Genomic DNA, 19,877 nt, shown 5'->3' on the forward strand with positions numbered 1-19,877 from the left:
GTGCTGCGCTTTTCTTCTCCCCGGCCGGGGAGAAGAAACAAGCGGCACCCGCTCGCTCCCCATTGGACTATCTTCCTTTCGGAGACCCCATGACCTATGCCCTCATTCATCCGCCGCAGGCGGAGCCGCTGACGCTTGCCGAGGCGAAGGCGCATCTGCGTCTCGACGGCGGCGAGGAGGACGCGCTTCTGGCTGCACTGCTGCGCGCCGCCCGTGAGCATCTGGAGCGGGTGACCGGCCTTTGCCTCATCCGCCAGACCTGGCGGTTTTATCTCGACCGATGGCCTGAGACCGGCGTGATTCTGATTGGCAAGGGACCGGTGCAAGCCATCGAAACGATTCTGGTTTTTGACGGTCAGGGCCGCGCGGCAGATATCACCGGCGCTGACAGATTGCTCGACGGCGTGGCGCGCCCGGCGCGGCTGTGGTTGCGCGATCTGCCGAGCCCCGGCCGGGCGATGAACGGCATCGAGATCGATTTCATCGCCGGTTACGGCGAGGCCGGCACGGATGTGCCCGGCACGCTGAAACGCGCCATGCTGATGCATGTTGCGCAGATGTTCGCCTTTCGCGGCGCGGTCGCACCTGAAAACCAGCCTGCGGCGGTTCCCGCCGGTTATGAGCGGCTGGTGGCGCCCTTTTGCCGCCTGGGGCTTTGAGCCATGAACCTCGTTTTTCTCGACCCCGGCAAGCTGACGGCGCGGCTGGACCTGGAAGCGCGGACCGAAACGCCGGACGGGCAGGGCGGCGCGACGGAAAGCTGGACCGTCCTGCGGTCGCTCTGGGCCGCCATCGAACCGGTTTCCGAGGCCTCCCACGAGCGGGCCTCAGCCGAGGGTGTGACAATCACCCACCGCGTCTGGCTGGCCTTTCGCAGCGACGTCACTGCCGGCATGCGCTTTCGCAAAGGCCGTCGCATTCTGGCGATCCGGGCGACGATGGATCCCGACGAGACGCGCCGCTTTATCGTCTGCCGTTGCGAGGAGGAAAGCCGATGAGCGCTGCCAACGCATTGCTGCAGGCCATTTTCGCGCGGTTGACAGGCGACGCGGCGCTCGTGGCGCTTAACCCCGGCGGCATTGTCGACAGGCTTCTGCCGCGCGCAGTTCTGCCCTGCATCGTGATCGGCGATCTCGAAAGCCGTGACTATTCGACGGCGACGGAAAAGGCCGAAGAGCATTTCCTGTCGCTGCAAATCTGGAGCGACGCCAATGGCCGCAAGCGCGCGGGGGAAATCGCCGCTCGGATGAAAAACCTGCTCGACGATGCGGCGCTGTCGATCGCAGGTGTCTCCCTCGTCAATCTGCAGCTTCTATCAAGCCGCTCGCGGCGCGAGACGAAGACCCGGAACTTTGTTTCGGAGATGCGTTTCAGGGCCGTGACGGAATAGCGCTGTTTCAGGCTCCCTGCCGGACTGTTCTCCACAACAGAATCAACAGCAGTACCGAAAGGCCGATCAGAATGGAGGCGATACCCAGCATGGCTTCCACGCCGCCGCGATCCAGCGCCATCGTGAAAATGACCGGTGCGAAGGCGATGGCCAGATTTTGCGGAAGCGAGATGCGGGCAGCCTGAAGGCCATATTGCTTGGGGGAAAACACCGCGAGCGGCAGCACGGCGCGGCTGACCGTCAGCACACCCGCACCAAAGCCGAAAAAAGCGATAAAGCCGATGAAGGCGGGCATGGCCGGCGAAAAGCCGAGCAGCAGCACGAAGGAGACGAGCAGCAGACAGAGGCCGATCATGCAGGTGACAAAGGGATTGCCGCGCTTTCCAAGCAGAAAATCCAGCCCTCGTGCCGTAATGGCAAGCACGCTGCGCACCGATGCCAGCTGGATGGCAAGGGCCTGCGAGGCGCCGGAATGGACCAGCAGCAACGGCAGGAGCGGTGAGAAACCAAAGGCGGTAAAGGCGCTGAGCGTCGTCATTGCTGCCAGAAGCAAAAATACGCGGCGCGTATCGGCTGGCGCCTCTGAAGCATCTGCCGTTTTCAAGCTGTGGTCGGTATTGGGTGCCGTTCTTTGCGGAAGGACGAAAAGATAAAGCGGTAGAAGGATGAAAACCTGCAGACAGCCATAAAGGATAAGGGTGCCGCGCCAGCCAAGATGCTGGTCTGCAAAGGCGGTGACGGGCAGAAAAACAGCTGCCGAAAGGCCGGTGAACACCATGAGCAACGTCAGCGAGCGACCGCTTTCCGCCCCGACGCGTTCCACCACCGCTGTATGGGCCGCCGTCGTCAACCCGCATGTTCCCGCAAGACCCATCACGGCCCAGCCGAGAAGATAGCTCACTAAGCCACCCGCAAAGGCAAGCAAGCCAAAGCCAGCCGCAAAGAGGATGGTGCCGGTTACCAGGACGGGGGCCGCGCCGTGTCGCACGAGCATGCGCCCAAGCAGGGGCCCGCAAAGCGCGCTGATCGTCATCATGACGGTGAGGCCGGCAAAAACGACTTCATTGGGAATGCCGAGTTCACTGCCCATCCTCGGGCCAAGAATGGCCAGCATGTCGAAACCCGAACCCCAACTGACGACCTGCCCAAGCGCAAGCACGCCGATAAGGCGCGAGCGGGACGTCAGGGAGGCGGCATCGGACATGGCAAGATCGCTGAATGCGAGAGGAAGGAACATTTTTGGTCGCAGGCCGCAAAACCCTGCAACCGCAATCGAAACGGAAGGAAACATGATGGTGGCGCAGAAGGGTAAGGATTTTCTGCTGAAATTCAACAATACCGGAACATATCTCACTGTTGCCGGGCTCAGAACTCAGCGGCTGGCCTTTAACGCCCAGGCGGTGGACATTACCGACGGCGAAAGCGCCGGGCGCTGGCGCGAGTTGCTGGCGGGTGCTGGCGTGCAGAGGGCCGCGCTGACGGCGTCGGGCATCTTCAAGGACGCGGCTAGCGATGCACTGGTGCGCGGCGCGTTTTTCGCCGGCACCATTCCGGGCTGGCAGATCGTCATTCCCGATTTCGGCACCATCGCCGGACCGTTCCAGATCGTGGCGCTCGAATATTCGGGCCGCCACGATGGCGAGGTGCAATTCGAGATCGCGCTGGAATCCGCCGGTCTTCTCACATTCGGAGTGCTGTGATGCCTGAGCGTTTGCGTTACGGACGGGCGAACCGTCATCGCGGCGAGATCGAGGCGCTGATCGACGGTGAAAGGCGCATCCTGTGCCTGACGCTGGGCGCGCTCGCCGAACTCGAAACCGCCTTTGCAGCCGACGACCTCACCGCGCTCGCCGGGCGTTTCGCCAGCGGCCGCTTGAAGGCCGCTGACATGATCCGGGTCATCGGCGCGGGCCTGCGCGGTGCCGGCAACGTCTATTCCGACGAGGATGTGGCCACAGCGACGGTGGAAGGCGGCATTGCTGGCCACGCCGCGATCGTCGCTGACCTGCTGACCGCCACCTTCGGCGGCCTGAAGGGTGACGCAACACCGGACCCTTGAATGCCGCAGCAGGCGAGGCGGCAACACGCCCCTTTCCCTGGCCAGCGGTCATCCATGCCGGCCTCTGCCTGCTGCGGCTTTCTTCCGAGACTTTCTGGCGGCTGACACCGAAGGAGTTCTTCGCGATGACGGGCGGTTACGCCGTTCCGCAGGGTCCTGATCGTCAGGCAATGAAGGCGATGATGCGGCGGTTTCCGGATGGGTGAGGGCGGACTCCCGATGCATTTTTTTATCAGGAAGACCATGCATTTCAAAAGTCTACGGCTCGAATGTGAATCAGAAAGGCAAGCGCGATGGCGGGCGAAGAATCGATTGCGGAGAACCGGCAGGAGGCGGAAGCGCTTTCCGAGGTGATGGGTGATCTCGAACGGCGCTCGCAGCGGTTCGGGGCGGCGCTGACCTCCGCCTTGCAGACGGCTGCGACGGGCGGCAAGGGGCTGGACGATGTGTTGCGCGGGCTCGGGCAGCGGCTGTCCGGCATTGCGCTTTCGGCTGGGCTGAAGCCGCTGGAGAACATGATCGGCAATGCCGTCGGCGGGCTGTTGAATGGCGGCGGGTCGCTCTTTGCCTTTGCCGAGGGAGGTGTTCCGGCGCGCGCCATCACGCCTTTTGCGGAGGGTGGGGTCGTTTCGAGCCCCGCCTTTTTCCCGATGGGCGGCGGGCTTGGACTGATGGGGGAAGCGGGGGCGGAGGCAATCCTGCCGCTGAAGCGTGGTTCGGACGGTGCTCTCGGTGTCGCCGCACCCTCGGGCGGCGGCGGGGCGCAGATCGTTTTTAACGTGACGGCGACCGATGCGGCGAGTTTCCGCAAAAGTGAAGGGCAGATTGCCGCGATGCTGGCGCGCAGCGTCGGGCGTGGCCAGCGGGGATTGTGACGCGGGCGCTGCCCGCTTCTCCTACGTCCCAACCAGCAAAATGAATCCAGGAACAACCACATGGCGGCATTTCATGAAGTGCGGTTTCCGCTGCGGCTGGCGCTCGGCGTCAGCGGCGGGCCGGTGCGGCGCACCGACATCGTCAATCTTTCCAACGGCCGGGAGAACCGCAATCAGCGCTGGCGAAATGCCAGGCGCGCCTATGATGCCGGCTCCGGCATCCGCTCCGTCACAGATCTCTACGAGGTACTGGCTTTTTTCGAGGCGCGGCGCGGGGAGCTTTATGGTTTCCGTTTTCGCGATCCGGTGGATTTCAAATCCTGCCCGCCGGGAGAGACGACCGCTGCGACGGACCAGAGGATCGGCACAGGTGACGGCGTGGTGACGGGCTTTCAGCTGGTGAAGACCTATGCCGATGCCGGCGGCTCATTCTCGCGGCGGATCGACAAGCCGGTCGAAGGGTCGGTCATCGTTTCGGTCGAGGGGGTGAAGGCAGCGCCGACCGATGTGTCCGTCGATCATGCGACCGGCATGGTGACATTCCGGGCGGGGCGTGCGCCGCCCACCGGTGCCGTGATCCGCGCCGGTTTTGAATTCGACGTGCCCGTGCGCTTCGCCATCGACCGCATCGACATCAACGTAACCGCCTTTGAAGCCGGCCGCATTCCCTCCATTCCGCTGATGGAAATCCTGCCATGAAGACCCTGCCAGCTTCCCTTGCCGATCATCTGAAAGCGGATGCGACGACCACCTGCCATTGCTGGCGGGTGACGTTGAAGGATGGCGTCGTGATGGGGTTTACCGACCACGACGTGACGCTATCTTTCGGCGGCACATCCTATCTCGCTGCCAGTGGTTTTTCGGCAAGCGACAGTGACAGCGAAACCGGCCTTGGCGCGAGCGCCGGCGAGGTGGCGGGTGGTTTTTCGAGCGAGGCGATTGCCGAAGACGATCTTGCCGCCGGTCGCTTCGACGGCGCCAAGGTGGAACTTTTCCTCGTCAACTGGCAGGCGCCGGATGAGCATGTGCTGCTGAGCCTGCGCGAGATCGGCGAGGTGACGCGGGCGGGCGGGGCCTTCCGCGCCGAATTGCGCAGCATTGCTCATCGCCTTGGCCAACCGCAGGGCAGGAGCTATGGGCGGCGCTGCGATGCCGCGCTGGGTGACGGGCGTTGCGGTGTCGATCTCACACGGTTCACCGGCCATGGCAGCGTGGCGGCGGTGGATGTTTCGGGCAAACTGCGGGTCTCCGGGCTCGATGCTTTTGCCGAGGGTTTCTTCAGCCGGGGCAAGCTCGGATTTTTGACCGGCAGTCTCGCCGGCAAGGCTTTCGACCTCGACGGCCACGAGCGGCGTGACGGCGGCGTGCTTCTTTCCTTCTGGCTGACGCCGGAGCGGATGCCGTCGCCGGGAGACCGCTTTTCGGTGACTGCCGGCTGCGACAAGAGTTTCGCCACGTGCAAGGCGAAGTTCGGCAATCACCTGAATTTCCGGGGCTTTCCGCATCTGCCGGGGGCGGATTTTGCCTATTCCTACGCAAGCGGCGGCCAGACCCACGACGGCGGGGTGCTGTTTCCATGAGCGATACGGCACAAAAAGTGCTGGCGCTGGCCGAAAGCTGGATCGGCACGCCCTACAGGCACCAGGCCTCGTTGTTGGGTGTCGGCTGCGATTGCCTCGGCCTCATCCGCGGCATCTGGCGCGGCCTTTACGGGCACGAACCGGAATTGCCGCCGCCCTATGCGCCTGATTGGGCCGAACGCGGCGGCGAGGACCGGCTGGTGGCGGCGGCGAAGCGCCATTTTCTGACGGTGCCGGGCATGGGAGAGGCGCAGCCCGGAGACCTGCTGCTGTTTCGCTGGCGCGCCGATGCGGCGGCGAAACATCTCGGCATCCTCGCCGGGCCGGAGCATTTCATCCATGCCTATGAGCAGGCCGAGGTGGTGCGGTCGGCGCTGGTGCCGGGCTGGAAACGGCGCATTGCCGGGACTTTTCGTTTTCCCGATCCCTGACATTTTTCGAGGCGAACATGGCGACAATCGTTTTTCAGGCGGCGGGCGCGGCGCTCGGCGGCATTTTTGGCCCCGTGGGCGCCATCATCGGCCGCGCGGCGGGGGCGCTGGCCGGCAATGCCGTCGACCGTGCGCTGCTTTCGAACGGCCGGACGGTGTCCGGCGCCCGGCTTTCGACGGCGCGGATACCCGGTGCGGATGAGGGCGCTGCTATCAACCGGCTTTATGGCACCGCAAGGATCGGCGGCACGCTCATCTGGGCGACACGTTTCGAGGAAAGTGTCGAGGTGCAGCGGCGTGGCGGCAAGGGCAGTCGCGGCCCGAAGGTGGAGAGCTTCAGTTATTTCGCCAATCTCGCCATCGGCCTCTGCGAAGGCGAGGCAGCCCTGGTGCGGCGCGTCTGGGCCGATGGGCGTGAAGTTGATCTCACCGGAGTCGAGATGCGCTTTTATCCCGGCAGCGAGACACAATTGCCCGATCCGCTGATCGAGGCGAAACAGGGCACAGGCAACGCGCCGGCCTTTCGCGGACTTGCCTATGTGGTGTTCGAACGTCTGCCGCTTGAGAGCTATGGCAATCGTATTCCGCTGATGCAGTTCGAAGTCGTGCGGCCGGTCGGAAAGCTCGAACGCCAGATCCGCGCCATCACCGTCATTCCCGGCGCGACCGAACACGGTTATGCCACCACGCAGGTCAGCGAGCGCACGGGCATCGGCCAAAGCCGCATCATGAACCGCAATAATCTCACCGCCGCGACCGACTGGCAGGCGGCGATCGACGAATTGCAGGCGCTTTGCCCCAATCTCAAAAGCGTGGCGCTGGTGGTGAGCTGGTTCGGCACGGATATGCGGGCGGGGGAGTGCCGCATTCTGCCGGGCGTGGAGGTGGCAGGCCGCGATGGGGAAACCACGCCCTGGTCCGTCGCCGGTCTTTCGCGCGGTGACGCGCATCTGGTCAGCCATCACGGTGCCGGCCCAGCCTATGGCGGCACGCCTGACGATGCCAGCGTGTTGCAGGCCATCGCCGATCTCAAGGCCCGGGGCCTGCGGGTCTGCCTTTATCCTTTCGTGATGATGGATGTGCCCGCCGGCAACGGCCTGCCTGACCCCTATGGCGATCGCGAGCAGGCCGCCTATGGCTGGCGTGGCCGCGTCACCTGTTTTCCCGCACCCGGCAAAGCCGGTTCCCCGGACCGTAGTGCGGCTGCGCGGGCACAGGTTTCCGCCTTCTGCAACCGTGAAGACGGTTACCGCCGCATGGTGCTGCATTATGCGGCGCTTGCGGCGCGGGCGGGCGGGGTGGACGCTTTCCTGATCGGCTCGGAACTGTGCGGGCTCACCGCCCTCCGGGACCAGAACGATGTCTTTCCCTTCGTCGAGGAACTGGTGCGGCTGGCACGCGATGTGCGCAGCATCGTCGGACCGGCGACGAAGCTCACCTATGCGGCGGACTGGAGCGAATATTTCGGCCACCAGCCCACGGACGGTTCGGGCGACGTGTTTTTCCACCTCGATCCGCTCTGGGCGAGCCCTGACATCGACGCCATCGGCATCGACAATTACATGCCGCTTTCCGACTGGCGTGACGAGGATGCCGCCAATGGCAATCCCGATGGCATGACCGGCCCCGATGATGCGAGCGCGTTTCGCCGTGCCATCACGGCAGGCGAGGGTTTCGACTGGTATTATGCCAGCGATGCCGACCGCGCGGCGCGGCGCCGCACACCCATAACGGATGGGCTGAAAGGCAAGCCGTGGGTGTTCCGTTACAAGGACCTTCGCAACTGGTGGGGCAACCTGCATTATGAACGGGTGCGCGGTGTGGAGAAATCCGTACCCACCGCATGGGTGCCGGGCACCAAGCCGATCTGGTTCACCGAACTCGGCTGCCCCGCGGTGGACAAGAGCGCCACGCGTCCCAATGTCTTTCCCGATCCGAAATCGGCGGAAAACGCCTTTCCCCATTTTTCCCGTCGCAGCCGTGCCGACAGCCAGCAGCGGCGGTTTCTGGAAGCGTATCTCGACCACTGGGGTGAGGGCGAAGCGGCGATGGTCGATAAAGGCCGGGTCTATCTCTGGACCTGGGATGCACGACCTTTCCCCGCCTTTCCGCAGAACGGCGCGGTCTGGAGCGATGGCGCGAACTGGCGCACCGGCCACTGGCTGAACGGCCGGCTGGGCACGGCCACACTCGCCGACACCATCGCCGCGATCCTGACCGATCACGGCTTTTCCGCCTTCGACGTCTCGGCCGTCTGCGGTGATCTGACGGGTTATGTGCAGGGTGACATAACCTCGGCCCGCAACCTGCTGGAGCCGCTGATGGCGGCGTTCCAGGTGGATGTGGCGGAGGATGGCGGAACCCTGCGCTTCCGCTCCCGCAACACGGCGTTTATGCCCGTCCGCGATATCGCCGTGCTGGCGGATCTCGAGGACGAGCCGCTCTGGTCGGAAAATCGCGGCCATGACAGCGATTTCGCGGCGGAAGCTGTCTTGACCTCGTTTAATCCGACGCTCGATTACGAGCAGGCGAGCGCCCGTTCCCGCCGCATCGACAATGCCGGCAGCCGGTTGCTGCGGCTCGATCTCAACGCGGCCTTGCCGGCGGAAACGGCGGAAGCGGCCGTGGAGGCGCTGTTGCGTGACAACCGCCAGGCGCGACGCAGCCTGCGTTTCGCCCTGCCGCCATCCGATATCACGCTTGAACCCGGCGATTGCATCCGATTGCCGGAGAGTGTCTTTCCGCAGGCGCCGGCCGGGCGGTTTCTGGTCAACCGCATCGAGGACGGCGCGGTGCGGCAGGTGGAGGCGCGGGCCTTTTCCCCGGCCTTTTCAGCCGCCGCCGGCGGTGCGGAGGAGCGACGCAGCGCCGGTGCAAGCGGCGCCGAAGGTTTCGCCCCTGAAGTGCTGTTTCTCGATCTGCCATATTACGATGGCGCTGCGGCGGAACAATCGGCGCGGATTGCCGCCTTCGCAAAACCCTGGCGGCCCGTCGTCGTGTCTTCATCATCAGGCACGGAAGGATATCGTCAACGCACGCTGCTGGAACGGCCAGCAATGATCGGTGCGCTGGCACAGCCGCTAATATCAGGCCCCTCCGGCCGGTTTGACCGAAAGAACACCATCCTGATCGATCTGCCCGCCGGTGAAGTGTCGTCAGCCACGGAGCTTTCGGTGCTGAATGGCGAGAACCGTCTCGCCATCAAGGCCGCAAACGGCGTTTGGGAAATTGTCGCCTTCGCAAAGGCCGAGGAAATCGCACCCTCGCGCTGGCGGCTCTCTTCGCTCCTGCGGGGTCTTGCCGGCACGGAGGATGCGCTTGCCGCAGGCGCGCCGAAGGGGGCTCCGGTGGTGGTTCTCGATGCGGCGGTGCAGCCGCTCGGTCTTGCCGCAAACGAGCGCGGGCGACGGCTGAACTGGATTGCGGAAGCGGCGGGCATGGCGGGTGCACCGGCCGGGCCTTTTGCCTTTGAGGGCGGCGTGCGGGCGCAGACCCCGCTTGCGCCGGTGCATCTTTCCGGTAAGCGCCGGCGGGACGGCATTCTCCTCCAATGGAAGCGTCGTGGGCGCTTGGAAGCCGATGGCTGGGATGCGAGCGGCATTCCGCTGGACGAACCCTTCGAGCTTTATCGCGTCGAGGTGATGGACGGCGGGACCGTGCGCCGTGCGGTGGAGGTGCCGGAACCCTTCTGGCTCTACCCCGCAGGGGACGAACTCACAGATTTCCCGCAGCTACGGGATCACATTTCCGTGCGTGTCCGCCAGCTGGGCCGCGCGGTGCCGCTGGGGGTGGTGTCTCAGGCCCTTCTCCCGCTCTGACATGTGCCTGAAAAACAACGCAAAGGACGAGATTATGGACAGTACCAAAGCATGGTATCAATCCCGCACGATCTGGGGCGCGCTGATTGCGGTTTTCGCGCCGCTTTTCAGCATTGCCGGCTTCGATCTGCCCGCCGGCCTGCACGGGGAGCTCGCTGAAGGGCTGGTGACCGTTGCGGGCGGAATCGGCGGTCTGATCGCACTTTACGGCCGCCTTTCGGCAACCCGCTCCATCCGCTGACGGAGCTCACGAAAACGCCGTTCCCGCCACGTACCGCGGCGGCGGGGCCGGCATTCATTTGCCATTCAGACGCTTTGCGCTACATATTCGCTCACACTAGGGTTCGAGACGCACCCGGTTTTTTGCGGAAGTTTGTAGAATGGCATCACCTCTCATCATCGCGACGCTTGCAGCCGGGCTTTCCGGTTTCACGGCGCCCGAGGCTGATCTGCAGGGCCACTACATTCTGGCTGCCAGCGATTGCGGCGCAGCCGTCGCCCGCGTGGTGCGCGAAACCGGTGGTCAGCTGCTTTCGGTCTATCCTTCCGGCGATGGTCAGTCCTGTGTCGTCACCGTTCTCGTCCAGGGGAATGGCGAACGTCCGCGCAAGGTGACGATGCGCGTGCCGATGTAGCTTGCCCGCATCGCCGAAATATCGGAAAACAACCCGACACATGTAGCATGACCGGCCACCTGCGTGGGCCGGGACGGAAGGAAAGGGCGGACAATGCGTATTCTCGTTGTTGAGGACGATGCCAATCTCAATCGTCAGCTGACCGACGCCCTGAAAGAGGCCGGTTATGTCGTCGATCAGGCATTCGACGGCGAGGAGGGGCATTACCTCGGCGATACCGAGCCCTATGACGCCATCGTCCTCGATATCGGCCTGCCGCAACTGGATGGCATTACCGTCGTTGAAAAATGGCGTGCCGCCGGCAAGGCCATGCCGGTCCTCATCCTCACCGCCCGCGACCGCTGGAGCGACAAGGTGGCGGGCATCGATGCCGGTGCCGATGACTACGTGACCAAACCTTTCCATGTCGAAGAAGTGCTTGCCCGCGTGCGCGCGCTCATCCGCCGCGCCGCCGGCCATGCCTCTTCCGAACTGGTCTGCGGTCCCGTCCGGCTCGACACCAAATCATCCAAGGCGACCGTCAACGGCACGACGCTGAAACTCACCTCGCATGAGTTCCGGCTCCTGTCCTATCTCATGCATCACATGGGCGAGGTCGTTTCGCGCACGGAACTGGTCGAACATATGTACGATCAGGATTTCGACCGCGATTCCAACACGATCGAGGTGTTTGTCGGACGTTTGCGCAAGAAGATCGGAGTTGATCTGATCGAGACGATCCGTGGTCTCGGTTACCGGATGCAAGCGCCGGCAGATGCGAAGTAACTCTCTCACCGCCCGCGTTCTGCTGCTCGCCTCTGCCTGGTCGGCGCTGGCGCTTGTCGTGATCGCCGTCGTGATCTCGACGCTTTACCGCCAGGGGGTGGAGCGCAGCTTCACCGATCTTCTGCGGGCGCAGCTCTATAACGTCATCAACTCAGTGACGATTTCCAACGAAAATACGCTGGCCGGCAGCCCGCAGCTTGGCGATCTCCGGTTCTCGCAGCCGGATACCGGCTGGTACTGGGTGGTGGAGCCGCTCGGTAATTTTCAGACCGCGCCGCTGGTGTCCTCATCGCTTGGTGTCTCGACGTTGCCGGTGCCGAGTATTATAGACGCCCCCTTCGACAACAGATATGAGCGCTTTTATGCCGTGACCGACGAGGCCGGCAATCAGGTGCGCGTGGCGGAAACGGAAGTCGTGCTGGATGGCGAAGGCCGGGCCGCGCGTTTTCGTGTTTCCGGCAATCTGAACGTCGTGGAAGACGATGTGCGCGACTTCTCCAACAGCCTTTATCTGGCGCTTGCCGTCTTCGGTGTCGGCAGTCTGGTCGTCAACGGTCTTGCTATTCTCTACAGTCTGAGGCCTCTCGATCAGGCCCGCCGGGCACTCGGCAAGATCAGAGGCGGGGAAGCGGAAAGCCTGGAAGGTGAATTCCCGCGCGAAATCCAGCCGCTCGCCAACGAGGTCAATGCGCTGATCGACAGCAACCGCCGCCTTGTGGAGCGCGCCCGCATGCAGGTCGGCAATCTCGCGCATTCGCTGAAAACGCCGATCGCCGTCCTCCTCAACGAGGCCCGCACGCTGGAACCGCACCATGGCGATCTGGTGCGGGCGCAGGCGGATGCCATGCAGGCGCAGGTACAATCCTATCTCTCCCGCGCCCGCATTGCCGCCCAGCGCGGCTCGATCCTTGCCCGCGTGGAAGCGGAACCGGCGCTGGAACGGCTGGTGCGGGTGATGCGCCGCCTGAACCCCGACAAGCAGTTCGTGCTGAATTTCGAACAGCCGGGCGCGGTGCTCGGCATGGAACAGCAGGATCTCGAAGAGGTCGTCGGCAATCTCCTGGAAAATGCGGCGCGTTTTGCCGAAACCAGAGTGGTCGTCACGCTTGCCACCGGCACGCATCCTTCTTCCGATGCCGAAATCGGCCGTCGTTCATGGGTGGAGCTGACAGTGGAAGACGACGGGCCTGGGCTGGAGCCGGGACAGATCAGCGAAGCGATGAAACGCGGCCGCCGGCTGGACGAGAGCCGGCCGGGCACGGGCCTCGGCCTCTCGATTGTTTCTGAAGTGGTGTCTGAATACCACGGCCGCTTTTCGCTGTCGCGCAGCGCCATCGGCGGCCTGAAAGCCGATCTGATTTTGCCGGGCCTTTCGAAAGAGCTTGCGTGAGCCGCGAAAAAAGGCAAGAAATTCAATACCGGTACATGAGAGCATTTCCAGGGAAAGTGGACCCCGGTTTCCCGTCAGGAAATGCGGAAGAACAAAAAGCTAGAGTGTTTTCACGGTTCGAAGAACAGCGAAAATGCTCTAGGTGCAATGCGGTAGGAAAGAGGACAGGGTTTGGTTGACGTGTATGATGGCTGTCGCTCCGTGACGATGCGTTCGCTGGTGTCACGCCCGGCACTTCTCTCGATCCTGTGTGTCTCGATGCTGAGCGCCTGCACCACCACGGGCACCCGCCCGGCTGGCGGCGGCCTGTTCGGCCGTTCGGCCCAGCCTTCCACGCCTTTCCTTGCCAATCTGCAAGGCGGCATCGTCGGGAAAAGCGGCGTGGAGCTCGACAGGGGCGACCAGACCAAGGCGCTGGAGGCGGAATACAAGGCGCTGGAAACGGCCCCGGTTGGCACGCCTGTTATCTGGACCGGTGATGACGTCAAGGGTCAGGTGGTGGCCAATGCGCCCTATCAGGTCGGCAACCAGAACTGCCGGCAATATTCCCATACCCTCACTGTCGACGGGCGCGACACCAGGGTGCGCGGCGCGGCCTGCCGCAATGACGACGGAAGCTGGTCTCCGCTGATCTGACCAGTTTGACGTAAATCAAGGTCACGGGCCTTCCGCGGTGACAAGAAGAGGCACGGCGGAACAGCGAAACGGGATCTGCGGTGCGGCGTGATGTCTCAAATTCACGTCATCCCCGCGCTTCGTGTTTCCATGTGCCGCGCATTCGAGTAATTGAGCCTTATGTTCTGGATTGTCGTTGCGATATTGACGGCGGCTGTCGCCATCGTCCTGATGTACCCGCTGATGCGGAAGACCGAGGTGCCGCAGACGCGCCGCGACGGTGAGATTGCCGTTTATCGCGACCAGCTGGCTGAGCTGGACCGCGAACGCGCCGCCGGCCTGATCGGCGAGACCGAAGCGGACTATGCCCGCGCCGAAATCGGCCGCCGCCTGCTGGCCGCGGCCGAGGCGGAAGAGGTGACGGCGAAAGAGGCCCGGCCGCGCCGGCACAATCTCGCTGCCAGCCTCATAACCATTCTGCTGCCTGCACTTGGCCTCTGTCTTTACATCTGGAACGGCAGTCCGGACACGCCGGACATGCCGCTCGAGGCACGTCTTGAAAACCCCGGCAACGATATGAACCTGCTGGTTGCGCGAGCCGAGAGGCATCTGGCGCAGAGCCCGGAGGACGGTGGCGGCTGGGATGTTCTGGCGCCGATCTATTTCAAGACGCTACGGCTTGGCGATGCCGAACTTGCCTATCGCAATGCGCTTCGTATTCTCGGACCAAGCGCCGAACGGCTGACGGGCCTTGGCGAAACGCTGGTGGCCGGCAATGACGGCATCGTCATCGAGGCGGCGCGGGATGCGTTTGCTCAGGCCGAACAGCTGAAGCCCGGCAATCCGCGCGCCCGTTTTTATCTGGCGCTGTCGCTGGAGCAGACCGGCAAGGCGGAAGAAGCGCGAGCGGCCTTTGCGGCGCTGGAGGCCGATGCGCCGGCTGGCGCAACCTGGCTGCCGCTGGTGCGTGAACATATTGCCCGGACCGGTGGCAAAGCGACGCCTGCAGCACCCGGCCCGACCGCGCAGGATATGGCTGCGGCCAATGACATGACGGCCAACGACCGGCAGGCGATGATCGAGGGCATGGTGGCAAGCCTCGATGCCAAGCTGAAGGATAATCCGGCCGATTTCGAAGGGTGGATGCGCCTTCTGCGCGCCTATTCCGTGCTGAAGAACGAGGCCAAGGCCGGTGAAGCCTTGCGGGCCGGCCTGCAGGCTTTCCCGCCGGAGGGTGAAGAGGGCAGGCAGCTCCTGGCGCTGGCGAAGGAATTGGGCGTTTCCGCCGGACCGATCCGCATGGATGGGCAAAAGGATTCTGCGCCGCAGGGAGTGACGCAATGACCCGCAAACAGAAACGTCTGGCGATCATCGGCGGCGGCATGAGCTTCATCGTCGCGGCCGTGCTGCTGGTCATGTTCGCCTTTGGCCAGTCGATCGCTTATTTCTACATGCCTGCCGATCTGGAAAAGACGCCGGTCAATCCCGGCACCCGCATCCGCCTTGGCGGGCTGGTGGCGGAAGGTTCGATCAAGCGCGGCGAGGGCCGTACGGTCAGCTTCACGGTGACGGATGGCGAGGCGACCGTGCCGGTCAGCTATACCGGCATCCTGCCTGATCTCTTCCGCGAAGGGCAGGGCGTGGTGACCGAAGGCATGTTCGATGCCGCCACCCATGGTTTCGTGGCCGACAGCGTGCTCGCCAAACATGACGAGAACTATATGCCCAAGGAAGTGGCCGACCGGCTGAAGGACAAGGGCCTGTGGCAGCAGGGCGGAGAGGGCGAAGAGCCTTCCACTGCGACGCCGTCGACCAGCGCGGCTTCGGCCGACAAGACCGGAGCGACGAAATGATCAACGAGATCGGCCATTATGTCCTGGTTCTGGCGCTTGGCGTGGGGCTGATCGTCTCGACGCTGCCTGTTATCGGCGCGCGCCGCAACGACCGAGCGCTGATGGATATCGCCTCGCTCGGCTCCGTCATGATGTTCCTGCTGGTGGGTTTTTCTTTTGCCGCGCTGACGCGCGCTTATGCCGTCTCGGATTTTTCCGTTCGCAACGTCTGGGAAAACTCCCATTCACTGATGCCGGTGCTCTACAAGCTGACCGGCGTATGGGGCAATCACGAAGGCTCCATGCTGCTGTGGCTGCTCATTCTGGTGTTTTTCAGCGCGCTTGTCGCCGCCTTCGGCCGCAACCTGCCGGAAACGCTCAAAGCCAATGTGCTTGCCGTACAGGCATGGATTTCGGTCGCCTTCCTGCTGTTCATCCTGCTCACCTCCAACCCGTTCCTGCGGCTGGAGCGGGTGCCGGCCGAGGGGCAGGACCTCAATCCCATCCTTCAGGATTTCGGCCTCGCCATCCATCCGCCGCTGCTCTATCTCGGTTATGTCGGTTTTTCCGTCTGCTTCTCCTTTGCCGTCGCAGCACTCCTGGAAGGTCGTATCGACGCCGCCTGGGCGCGCTGGGTAAGGCCGTGGACGCTCGCCGCCTGGACGTTCCTGACCGCCGGTATCTCCATGGGCTCCTACTGGGCCTATTATGAACTCGGCTGGGGCGGCTGGTGGTTCTGGGATCCGGTGGAAAACGCCTCCTTCATGCCCTGGCTTGCCGGCACGGCGCTGCTGCATTCGGCGCTCGTCATGGAAAAACGCGAGGCGCTGAAAATCTGGACCGTGCTTCTGGCGATCATGACCTTTTCGCTGTCGCTGCTCGGCACCTTCCTCGTGCGCTCCGGCGTGCTGACCTCCGTGCATGCTTTCGCCACCGATCCGAGCCGCGGCATCTTCATTCTCGGCATTCTGACGATCTTCATCGGTGGCGCCTTTGCGCTCTTTGCCTGGCGCGCACCCTCGCTGAAGGCCGGCGGCCTGTTCGCGCCGATCTCGCGTGAAGGCGCGCTCGTCCTCAACAACCTTATCCTGACGGTTTCGACGGCCACCGTGCTGATCGGCACGCTTTATCCGCTCATTCTCGAAACCCTGACGGGCGAAAAAATCTCGGTCGGTGCGCCGTTCTTCAACCTCACCTTCGGCCTGCTGATGATCCCGGTCCTGATCGTCACACCTTTCGGGCCGATGCTCGCCTGGAAGCGCGGCGATCTCTTGGGTGCCTTCCAGCGGCTTTATGTGGCCGCGGCTATCGCGGCTCTGGCCGGGCTGGCCCTCTGGTATATCGAAAATGGCGGTCCGGTACTGGCGGCACTCGGTATTGCCGCCGGTTTCTGGTTGATCTTCGGGGCGCTCACCGATCTCTGGTATCGCGCCAATTTCGGCAAACTGGCCTTCGGCATTGCATTTCGCCGCCTGAAAGGCCTGCCGCGTTCGGCCTTCGGCACGGCGCTGGCGCATATGGGCCTCGGCATCACCGTGCTCGGCATCGTCATCGTCACCACCTATGAGACCGAAACGGTTCTGGAAATGAAACAGGGCATGGTGGCGGAAGCGGGCGGTTACAGCCTGACCTTCGACGGCATCCGCCACGCCGTCGGCCCGAATTTCACCGAGGATCGTGGCCATTTCACCGTGCGCAAAGCGGGTGTTGAGGTGGCCGACGTCTGGTCGTCCAAGCGGCTTTATACCGCGCGGCGCATGCCGACGACGGAAGCCGGCATCCTGACCTTCGGCCTCAGCCAGCTTTATGTCTCGCTGGGCGATCCCATGGCCGATGGCGGCATGGTGGTGCGCATCTGGTGGAAACCCTTCATCCTCTGCATCTGGGGCGGCACGCTGTTCATGATGGCGGGCGGTTTCATCTCGCTTTCCGACAGGCGGTTGCGGGTGGGTGCGCCGACCCGCAAGGCGAAGCCTGTACGGGCTGCAATGCCGGAGGCGGCGGAATGAGTGTTGCCTCGCTACCCTCATTCCTGTGCTTGTCACAGGAATCCAGCCGACGCGCGTCTGCGCGGCGAGAGAGTCCTTCAAGCCCAAGGACTTGGGCTGGCTGGATTCCTGTGACGGGCACAGGAATGAGGGAGTGTGTGGTGGCGCTCTGTCTGCTTCTCACCCTCATCTTCGCTGCAGCTTCTCCCGCTCTCGCCTTCAATCCGGACGAAGTCCTCAAAGACCCCGTGCTGGAACAGCGCGCCCGCAACCTTACCTCTCAGCTCCGCTGCATGGTCTGCCAGAACCAGTCGATCGACGACAGCAATGCCGAACTGGCGCGTGACCTGCGCGTCCTCGTGCGCGAAAGGCTGGTTCAGGGCGACAGCGACAAGGCCGTCATCGATTATGTCGTGTCGCGTTACGGCGAATTCGTGCTCCTGAAGCCACGCCTCAGCCTGCGCACCTTGCTTTTATGGGGCGCGCCCATCGGCCTCACCCTTGCCGGGATTTTCGCCGTCTTCGTGTTTTCGCGCCGCCGCGCCACCCAGGAACGCCCACAAAAACTGAGTGCGGATGAAGAAGCGCGCATTCGCAATCTCATTGAAAAATAACCGGTTTTCATTTTCGCCCTCGGTTCTTTTTCAACATTACGGATTTTTCATTCCTCAGACACTTCGCCGTAAGGTGTTGCCTCCTATATCTTCATCATCCACCGCTTCCCCGGTCACACGGGTTTCAGTCTGAATGAAGAAAGAAGGTACACCATGTCTCATTCGCAAAACGGCCATTCCTCGCTGAAGACGGCCTCGCTGAAGACGGCCCTGAAGGCCACGACTGTTGGCGGCCTCGCGGCGCTGATGCTGTCGACCGGTATCGCCGCACCGATCCTCCACTCCTTTGCTGCCCCCGTCGAAGTGACCGCACCGCAGGTTCCGAGCTTCGCCAATGTGGTTGATGCCGTCTCGCCCGCCGTCGTTTCCGTTCGCGTGCAGTCGAACGTGCAGCCGGCTTCCGACGATTCCAGCAACTTCTCCTTCAATTTCGGCGGCCGCGGCCTCGACCAGCTGCCGGATGATCACCCGCTGAAGCGTTTCTTCAAGGAATTCGGCGGCCCCAACCAGGATCGCTCCGACCGTGGTCCGAACCGCCACCGTGACGGCAAGGGTCCGCTGCGCCCGGTCGCGCAAGGCTCCGGCTTCTTCATCTCCGAAGACGGTTATGTCGTCACCAACAATCACGTCGTTGACGACGGTTCCGCCTATACGGTCGTGATGAATGACGGTACCGAACTCGAAGCCAAGCTTGTCGGCCGCGATCCGCGTACCGATCTGGCGCTGCTGAAGGTCGATGTGAACCGCAAGTTCACCTATGTGAAATTCGCCGATGACACCAAGATTCGCGTCGGTGACTGGGTCGTCGCCGTCGGTAACCCCTTCGGCCTCGGCGGTACGGTGACGTCAGGCATCATTTCGGCCCGCGGCCGTGATATCGGCTCAGGCCCCTATGACGACTATCTGCAGATCGACGCTGCCGTGAACCGTGGTAACTCGGGTGGTCCCGCCTTCAACCTTAACGGCGAAGTGGTGGGCATCAACACCGCCATCTTCTCGCCCTCCGGCGGCAATGTCGGTATCGCCTTCGCCATCCCGTCCTCGGTCGCCAAGGATGTGATCGCCGACCTGCAAAAGGACGGCAAGGTCGAACGCGGCTGGCTCGGCGTACAGATACAGCCCGTCAGCAAGGATATCGCCGAATCGCTCGGCCTTGCCGAAGCCAAGGGCGCGCTGGTCGTTTCGCCGCAGTCCGGTTCTCCGGGCGACAAGGCCGGCATCAAGCAGGGTGACATCATCACCGCCGTCAACGGCGATCCGGTCAAGGATGCCCGCGATCTGTCGCGCCGCATCGGCGGCATGGCACCCAACAGCAAGGTTGAAATCTCGCTGTGGCGTGGTGGCAAGTCGCAGTCCGTGACGGTGACGCTCGGTGATCTCACCAGCGATGAAGCCTCCAAGGCGACGCCAAGCCAGAACGACGACAAGGGCGGTAGCCAGTCCTCCAGCGAGAAGGTGCTGTCCAGCCTCGGCCTGACGGTTTCGCCTTCCGATGACGGCAACGGCCTTGCCATCACCGATGTCGACCCCGATAGCGACGCCGCTGCCCGGGGCCTGAAGACGGGCGAGAAGATCACCTCGGTCAACAACCAGCAGGTGGCTTCCGCAGCCGATATCGAGAAGATCCTCGAGCAGGCCAAGAAGGACGGACGTTCCAAGGCGCTGTTCCAGATACAGACGGATGACGGCAGCCGCTTCATCGCTCTGGATATCGACCAGGGTTGATAGGCTGAAATGCGATGCCGGCTTCCTTGGGAGGCCGGCGCCGCCCCAGACTATGTCTTGGCTTTAAGGCGGGACAAAGCATGTGGAACGAGCCCTCGCCGGTTGTTTCTTCTCCCCGCCGGGGAGAAGGTCGCGGCAGCGGGATGAGGGGGCGACGGTA

22 protein-coding genes are annotated in these 19,877 nt (G+C 63.4%); 21 read left to right on the forward strand and 1 reads right to left on the reverse strand.

Annotated features, from left to right (window positions below; genetic code table 11):
- Positions 1-89: 89 nt before the first annotated feature.
- Genes GSF67_RS03375 through GSF67_RS03385 form a run of 3 tightly spaced genes read left to right on the forward strand, consistent with a single transcriptional unit; the run spans position 90 to position 1,390 of the window.
- Entirely contained in the window at positions 90-659 is a 570-nt protein-coding gene (locus GSF67_RS03375; RefSeq protein ID WP_006311283.1) for a head-tail connector protein, read from the forward strand.
- Positions 660-662: 3 nt separating this feature from the next.
- Positions 663-998: a phage head closure protein gene (locus tag GSF67_RS03380; RefSeq protein WP_006311284.1), complete on the forward strand. Its 336-nt coding sequence runs from the start codon at positions 663-665 to the stop codon at positions 996-998.
- Positions 995-1,390 carry a DUF3168 domain-containing protein gene (locus tag GSF67_RS03385; protein WP_006311285.1) on the forward strand — a complete coding sequence of 132 codons (396 nt, stop codon included), beginning with the start codon at positions 995-997 and terminating at the stop codon, positions 1,388-1,390. Before GSF67_RS03380 ends, GSF67_RS03385 begins: the two co-directional genes overlap by 4 nt.
- 7 nt (positions 1,391-1,397) lie before the next feature.
- Here GSF67_RS03385 and GSF67_RS03390 read toward each other — a convergent pair whose 3' ends face one another.
- On the reverse strand, positions 1,398-2,594 hold the full coding sequence (locus tag GSF67_RS03390) for an MFS transporter (protein WP_035214776.1): 1,197 nt from the start codon (positions 2,592-2,594) through the stop codon (positions 1,398-1,400).
- A gap of 88 nt (positions 2,595-2,682) precedes the next feature.
- On the opposite strand from GSF67_RS03390, the gene GSF67_RS03395 reads away from it, so the two are divergent.
- From GSF67_RS03395 to GSF67_RS03480, 18 genes are all read left to right on the forward strand, one after another.
- Positions 2,683-3,090 (forward strand): phage major tail protein, TP901-1 family, encoded by a 408-nt coding sequence (locus GSF67_RS03395; protein ID WP_035214777.1) that lies wholly within the window; start codon positions 2,683-2,685, stop codon positions 3,088-3,090.
- Positions 3,090-3,449: a gene transfer agent family protein gene (locus GSF67_RS03400; RefSeq protein WP_006311288.1), complete on the forward strand. Its 360-nt coding sequence runs from the start codon at positions 3,090-3,092 to the stop codon at positions 3,447-3,449. The genes GSF67_RS03395 and GSF67_RS03400 overlap by 1 nt, the downstream gene beginning before the upstream one ends.
- Positions 3,446-3,655 carry a rcc01693 family protein gene (locus GSF67_RS03405; RefSeq protein WP_006311289.1) on the forward strand — a complete coding sequence of 70 codons (210 nt, stop codon included), beginning with the start codon at positions 3,446-3,448 and terminating at the stop codon, positions 3,653-3,655. Before GSF67_RS03400 ends, GSF67_RS03405 begins: the two co-directional genes overlap by 4 nt.
- Positions 3,656-3,742: 87 nt before the next feature.
- Complete coding sequence (locus tag GSF67_RS03410; protein WP_006311292.1) at positions 3,743-4,324, forward strand: phage tail tape measure protein; 582 nt, start codon at positions 3,743-3,745, stop codon at positions 4,322-4,324.
- A gap of 60 nt (positions 4,325-4,384) precedes the next feature.
- Positions 4,385-5,023: a TIGR02217 family protein gene (locus GSF67_RS03415; protein ID WP_006311293.1), complete on the forward strand. Its 639-nt coding sequence runs from the start codon at positions 4,385-4,387 to the stop codon at positions 5,021-5,023.
- Positions 5,020-5,904 (forward strand): DUF2163 domain-containing protein, encoded by an 885-nt coding sequence (locus tag GSF67_RS03420; protein WP_006311294.1) that lies wholly within the window; start codon positions 5,020-5,022, stop codon positions 5,902-5,904. The genes GSF67_RS03415 and GSF67_RS03420 overlap by 4 nt, the downstream gene beginning before the upstream one ends.
- A complete protein-coding gene (locus tag GSF67_RS03425; RefSeq protein ID WP_006311295.1) occupies positions 5,901-6,335 on the forward strand; it encodes an NlpC/P60 family protein in 435 nt (144 codons plus the stop codon). Before GSF67_RS03420 ends, GSF67_RS03425 begins: the two co-directional genes overlap by 4 nt.
- A 17-nt stretch (positions 6,336-6,352) precedes the next feature.
- On the forward strand, positions 6,353-10,153 hold the full coding sequence (locus GSF67_RS03430; protein WP_006311296.1) for a glycoside hydrolase/phage tail family protein: 3,801 nt from the start codon (positions 6,353-6,355) through the stop codon (positions 10,151-10,153).
- Between the two features lie 34 nt (positions 10,154-10,187).
- Positions 10,188-10,394, forward strand: coding sequence for a hypothetical protein (locus tag GSF67_RS03435; protein WP_035214779.1), 207 nt, complete (start codon positions 10,188-10,190; stop codon positions 10,392-10,394).
- Between the two features lie 139 nt (positions 10,395-10,533).
- The gene (locus GSF67_RS03440) at positions 10,534-10,788 is read left to right on the forward strand and encodes a hypothetical protein (RefSeq protein ID WP_003497070.1); all 255 of its coding nucleotides are present in this window, start codon (positions 10,534-10,536) and stop codon (positions 10,786-10,788) included.
- 93 nt (positions 10,789-10,881) lie between these two features.
- Positions 10,882-11,553: a response regulator transcription factor gene (locus GSF67_RS03445; RefSeq protein WP_006311298.1), complete on the forward strand. Its 672-nt coding sequence runs from the start codon at positions 10,882-10,884 to the stop codon at positions 11,551-11,553.
- Positions 11,543-12,943, forward strand: coding sequence for a HAMP domain-containing sensor histidine kinase (locus tag GSF67_RS03450; protein ID WP_006311299.1), 1,401 nt, complete (start codon positions 11,543-11,545; stop codon positions 12,941-12,943). Before GSF67_RS03445 ends, GSF67_RS03450 begins: the two co-directional genes overlap by 11 nt.
- 207 nt (positions 12,944-13,150) lie before the next feature.
- Entirely contained in the window at positions 13,151-13,579 is a 429-nt protein-coding gene (locus GSF67_RS03455; protein WP_035214780.1) for a membrane protein, read from the forward strand.
- Between the two features lie 159 nt (positions 13,580-13,738).
- A complete protein-coding gene (gene ccmI, locus GSF67_RS03460) occupies positions 13,739-14,902 on the forward strand; it encodes a c-type cytochrome biogenesis protein CcmI (protein ID WP_006311301.1) in 1,164 nt (387 codons plus the stop codon).
- Positions 14,899-15,411 carry a cytochrome c maturation protein CcmE gene (gene ccmE / locus GSF67_RS03465; RefSeq protein ID WP_006311302.1) on the forward strand — a complete coding sequence of 171 codons (513 nt, stop codon included), beginning with the start codon at positions 14,899-14,901 and terminating at the stop codon, positions 15,409-15,411. The genes ccmI and ccmE overlap by 4 nt, the downstream gene beginning before the upstream one ends.
- Positions 15,408-17,399 (forward strand): heme lyase CcmF/NrfE family subunit, encoded by a 1,992-nt coding sequence (locus GSF67_RS03470; RefSeq protein WP_006311303.1) that lies wholly within the window; start codon positions 15,408-15,410, stop codon positions 17,397-17,399. Before ccmE ends, GSF67_RS03470 begins: the two co-directional genes overlap by 4 nt.
- A 125-nt stretch (positions 17,400-17,524) precedes the next feature.
- Complete coding sequence (locus GSF67_RS03475; RefSeq protein WP_035214770.1) at positions 17,525-17,992, forward strand: cytochrome c-type biogenesis protein CcmH; 468 nt, start codon at positions 17,525-17,527, stop codon at positions 17,990-17,992.
- 153 nt (positions 17,993-18,145) lie between these two features.
- On the forward strand, positions 18,146-19,717 hold the full coding sequence (locus GSF67_RS03480) for a Do family serine endopeptidase (RefSeq protein ID WP_006311305.1): 1,572 nt from the start codon (positions 18,146-18,148) through the stop codon (positions 19,715-19,717).
- Positions 19,718-19,877: the final 160 nt, after the last annotated feature.

It is taken from the genome of Agrobacterium sp. CGMCC 11546 (assembly GCF_013365515.1).
Taxonomy (GTDB): domain Bacteria; phylum Pseudomonadota; class Alphaproteobacteria; order Rhizobiales; family Rhizobiaceae; genus Agrobacterium; species Agrobacterium fabrum.

Excerpts from the sequence above, each read along its gene's own strand:
- GSF67_RS03375 (WP_006311283.1), top strand. The coding sequence starts at position 90 with ATGACCTATGCCCTCATTCATCCGCCGCAGGCGGAGCCGCTGACGCTT.
- GSF67_RS03380 (WP_006311284.1), top strand. The coding sequence starts at position 663 with ATGAACCTCGTTTTTCTCGACCCCGGCAAGCTGACGGCGCGGCTGGAC.
- GSF67_RS03385 (WP_006311285.1), top strand. The coding sequence starts at position 995 with ATGAGCGCTGCCAACGCATTGCTGCAGGCCATTTTCGCGCGGTTGACA.
- GSF67_RS03390 (WP_035214776.1), bottom strand. The coding sequence starts at position 2,594 with ATGTCCGATGCCGCCTCCCTGACGTCCCGCTCGCGCCTTATCGGCGTG.
- GSF67_RS03395 (WP_035214777.1), top strand. The coding sequence starts at position 2,683 with ATGGTGGCGCAGAAGGGTAAGGATTTTCTGCTGAAATTCAACAATACC.
- GSF67_RS03400 (WP_006311288.1), top strand. The coding sequence starts at position 3,090 with ATGCCTGAGCGTTTGCGTTACGGACGGGCGAACCGTCATCGCGGCGAG.
- GSF67_RS03410 (WP_006311292.1), top strand. The coding sequence starts at position 3,743 with ATGGCGGGCGAAGAATCGATTGCGGAGAACCGGCAGGAGGCGGAAGCG.
- GSF67_RS03415 (WP_006311293.1), top strand. The coding sequence starts at position 4,385 with ATGGCGGCATTTCATGAAGTGCGGTTTCCGCTGCGGCTGGCGCTCGGC.
- GSF67_RS03420 (WP_006311294.1), top strand. The coding sequence starts at position 5,020 with ATGAAGACCCTGCCAGCTTCCCTTGCCGATCATCTGAAAGCGGATGCG.
- GSF67_RS03425 (WP_006311295.1), top strand. The coding sequence starts at position 5,901 with ATGAGCGATACGGCACAAAAAGTGCTGGCGCTGGCCGAAAGCTGGATC.
- GSF67_RS03430 (WP_006311296.1), top strand. The coding sequence starts at position 6,353 with ATGGCGACAATCGTTTTTCAGGCGGCGGGCGCGGCGCTCGGCGGCATT.
- GSF67_RS03435 (WP_035214779.1), top strand. The coding sequence starts at position 10,188 with ATGGACAGTACCAAAGCATGGTATCAATCCCGCACGATCTGGGGCGCG.
- GSF67_RS03440 (WP_003497070.1), top strand. The coding sequence starts at position 10,534 with ATGGCATCACCTCTCATCATCGCGACGCTTGCAGCCGGGCTTTCCGGT.
- GSF67_RS03445 (WP_006311298.1), top strand. The coding sequence starts at position 10,882 with ATGCGTATTCTCGTTGTTGAGGACGATGCCAATCTCAATCGTCAGCTG.
- GSF67_RS03450 (WP_006311299.1), top strand. The coding sequence starts at position 11,543 with ATGCGAAGTAACTCTCTCACCGCCCGCGTTCTGCTGCTCGCCTCTGCC.
- GSF67_RS03455 (WP_035214780.1), top strand. The coding sequence starts at position 13,151 with ATGCGTTCGCTGGTGTCACGCCCGGCACTTCTCTCGATCCTGTGTGTC.
- ccmI (WP_006311301.1), top strand. The coding sequence starts at position 13,739 with ATGTTCTGGATTGTCGTTGCGATATTGACGGCGGCTGTCGCCATCGTC.
- ccmE (WP_006311302.1), top strand. The coding sequence starts at position 14,899 with ATGACCCGCAAACAGAAACGTCTGGCGATCATCGGCGGCGGCATGAGC.
- GSF67_RS03470 (WP_006311303.1), top strand. The coding sequence starts at position 15,408 with ATGATCAACGAGATCGGCCATTATGTCCTGGTTCTGGCGCTTGGCGTG.
- GSF67_RS03475 (WP_035214770.1), top strand. The coding sequence starts at position 17,525 with ATGAGGGAGTGTGTGGTGGCGCTCTGTCTGCTTCTCACCCTCATCTTC.
- GSF67_RS03480 (WP_006311305.1), top strand. The coding sequence starts at position 18,146 with ATGTCTCATTCGCAAAACGGCCATTCCTCGCTGAAGACGGCCTCGCTG.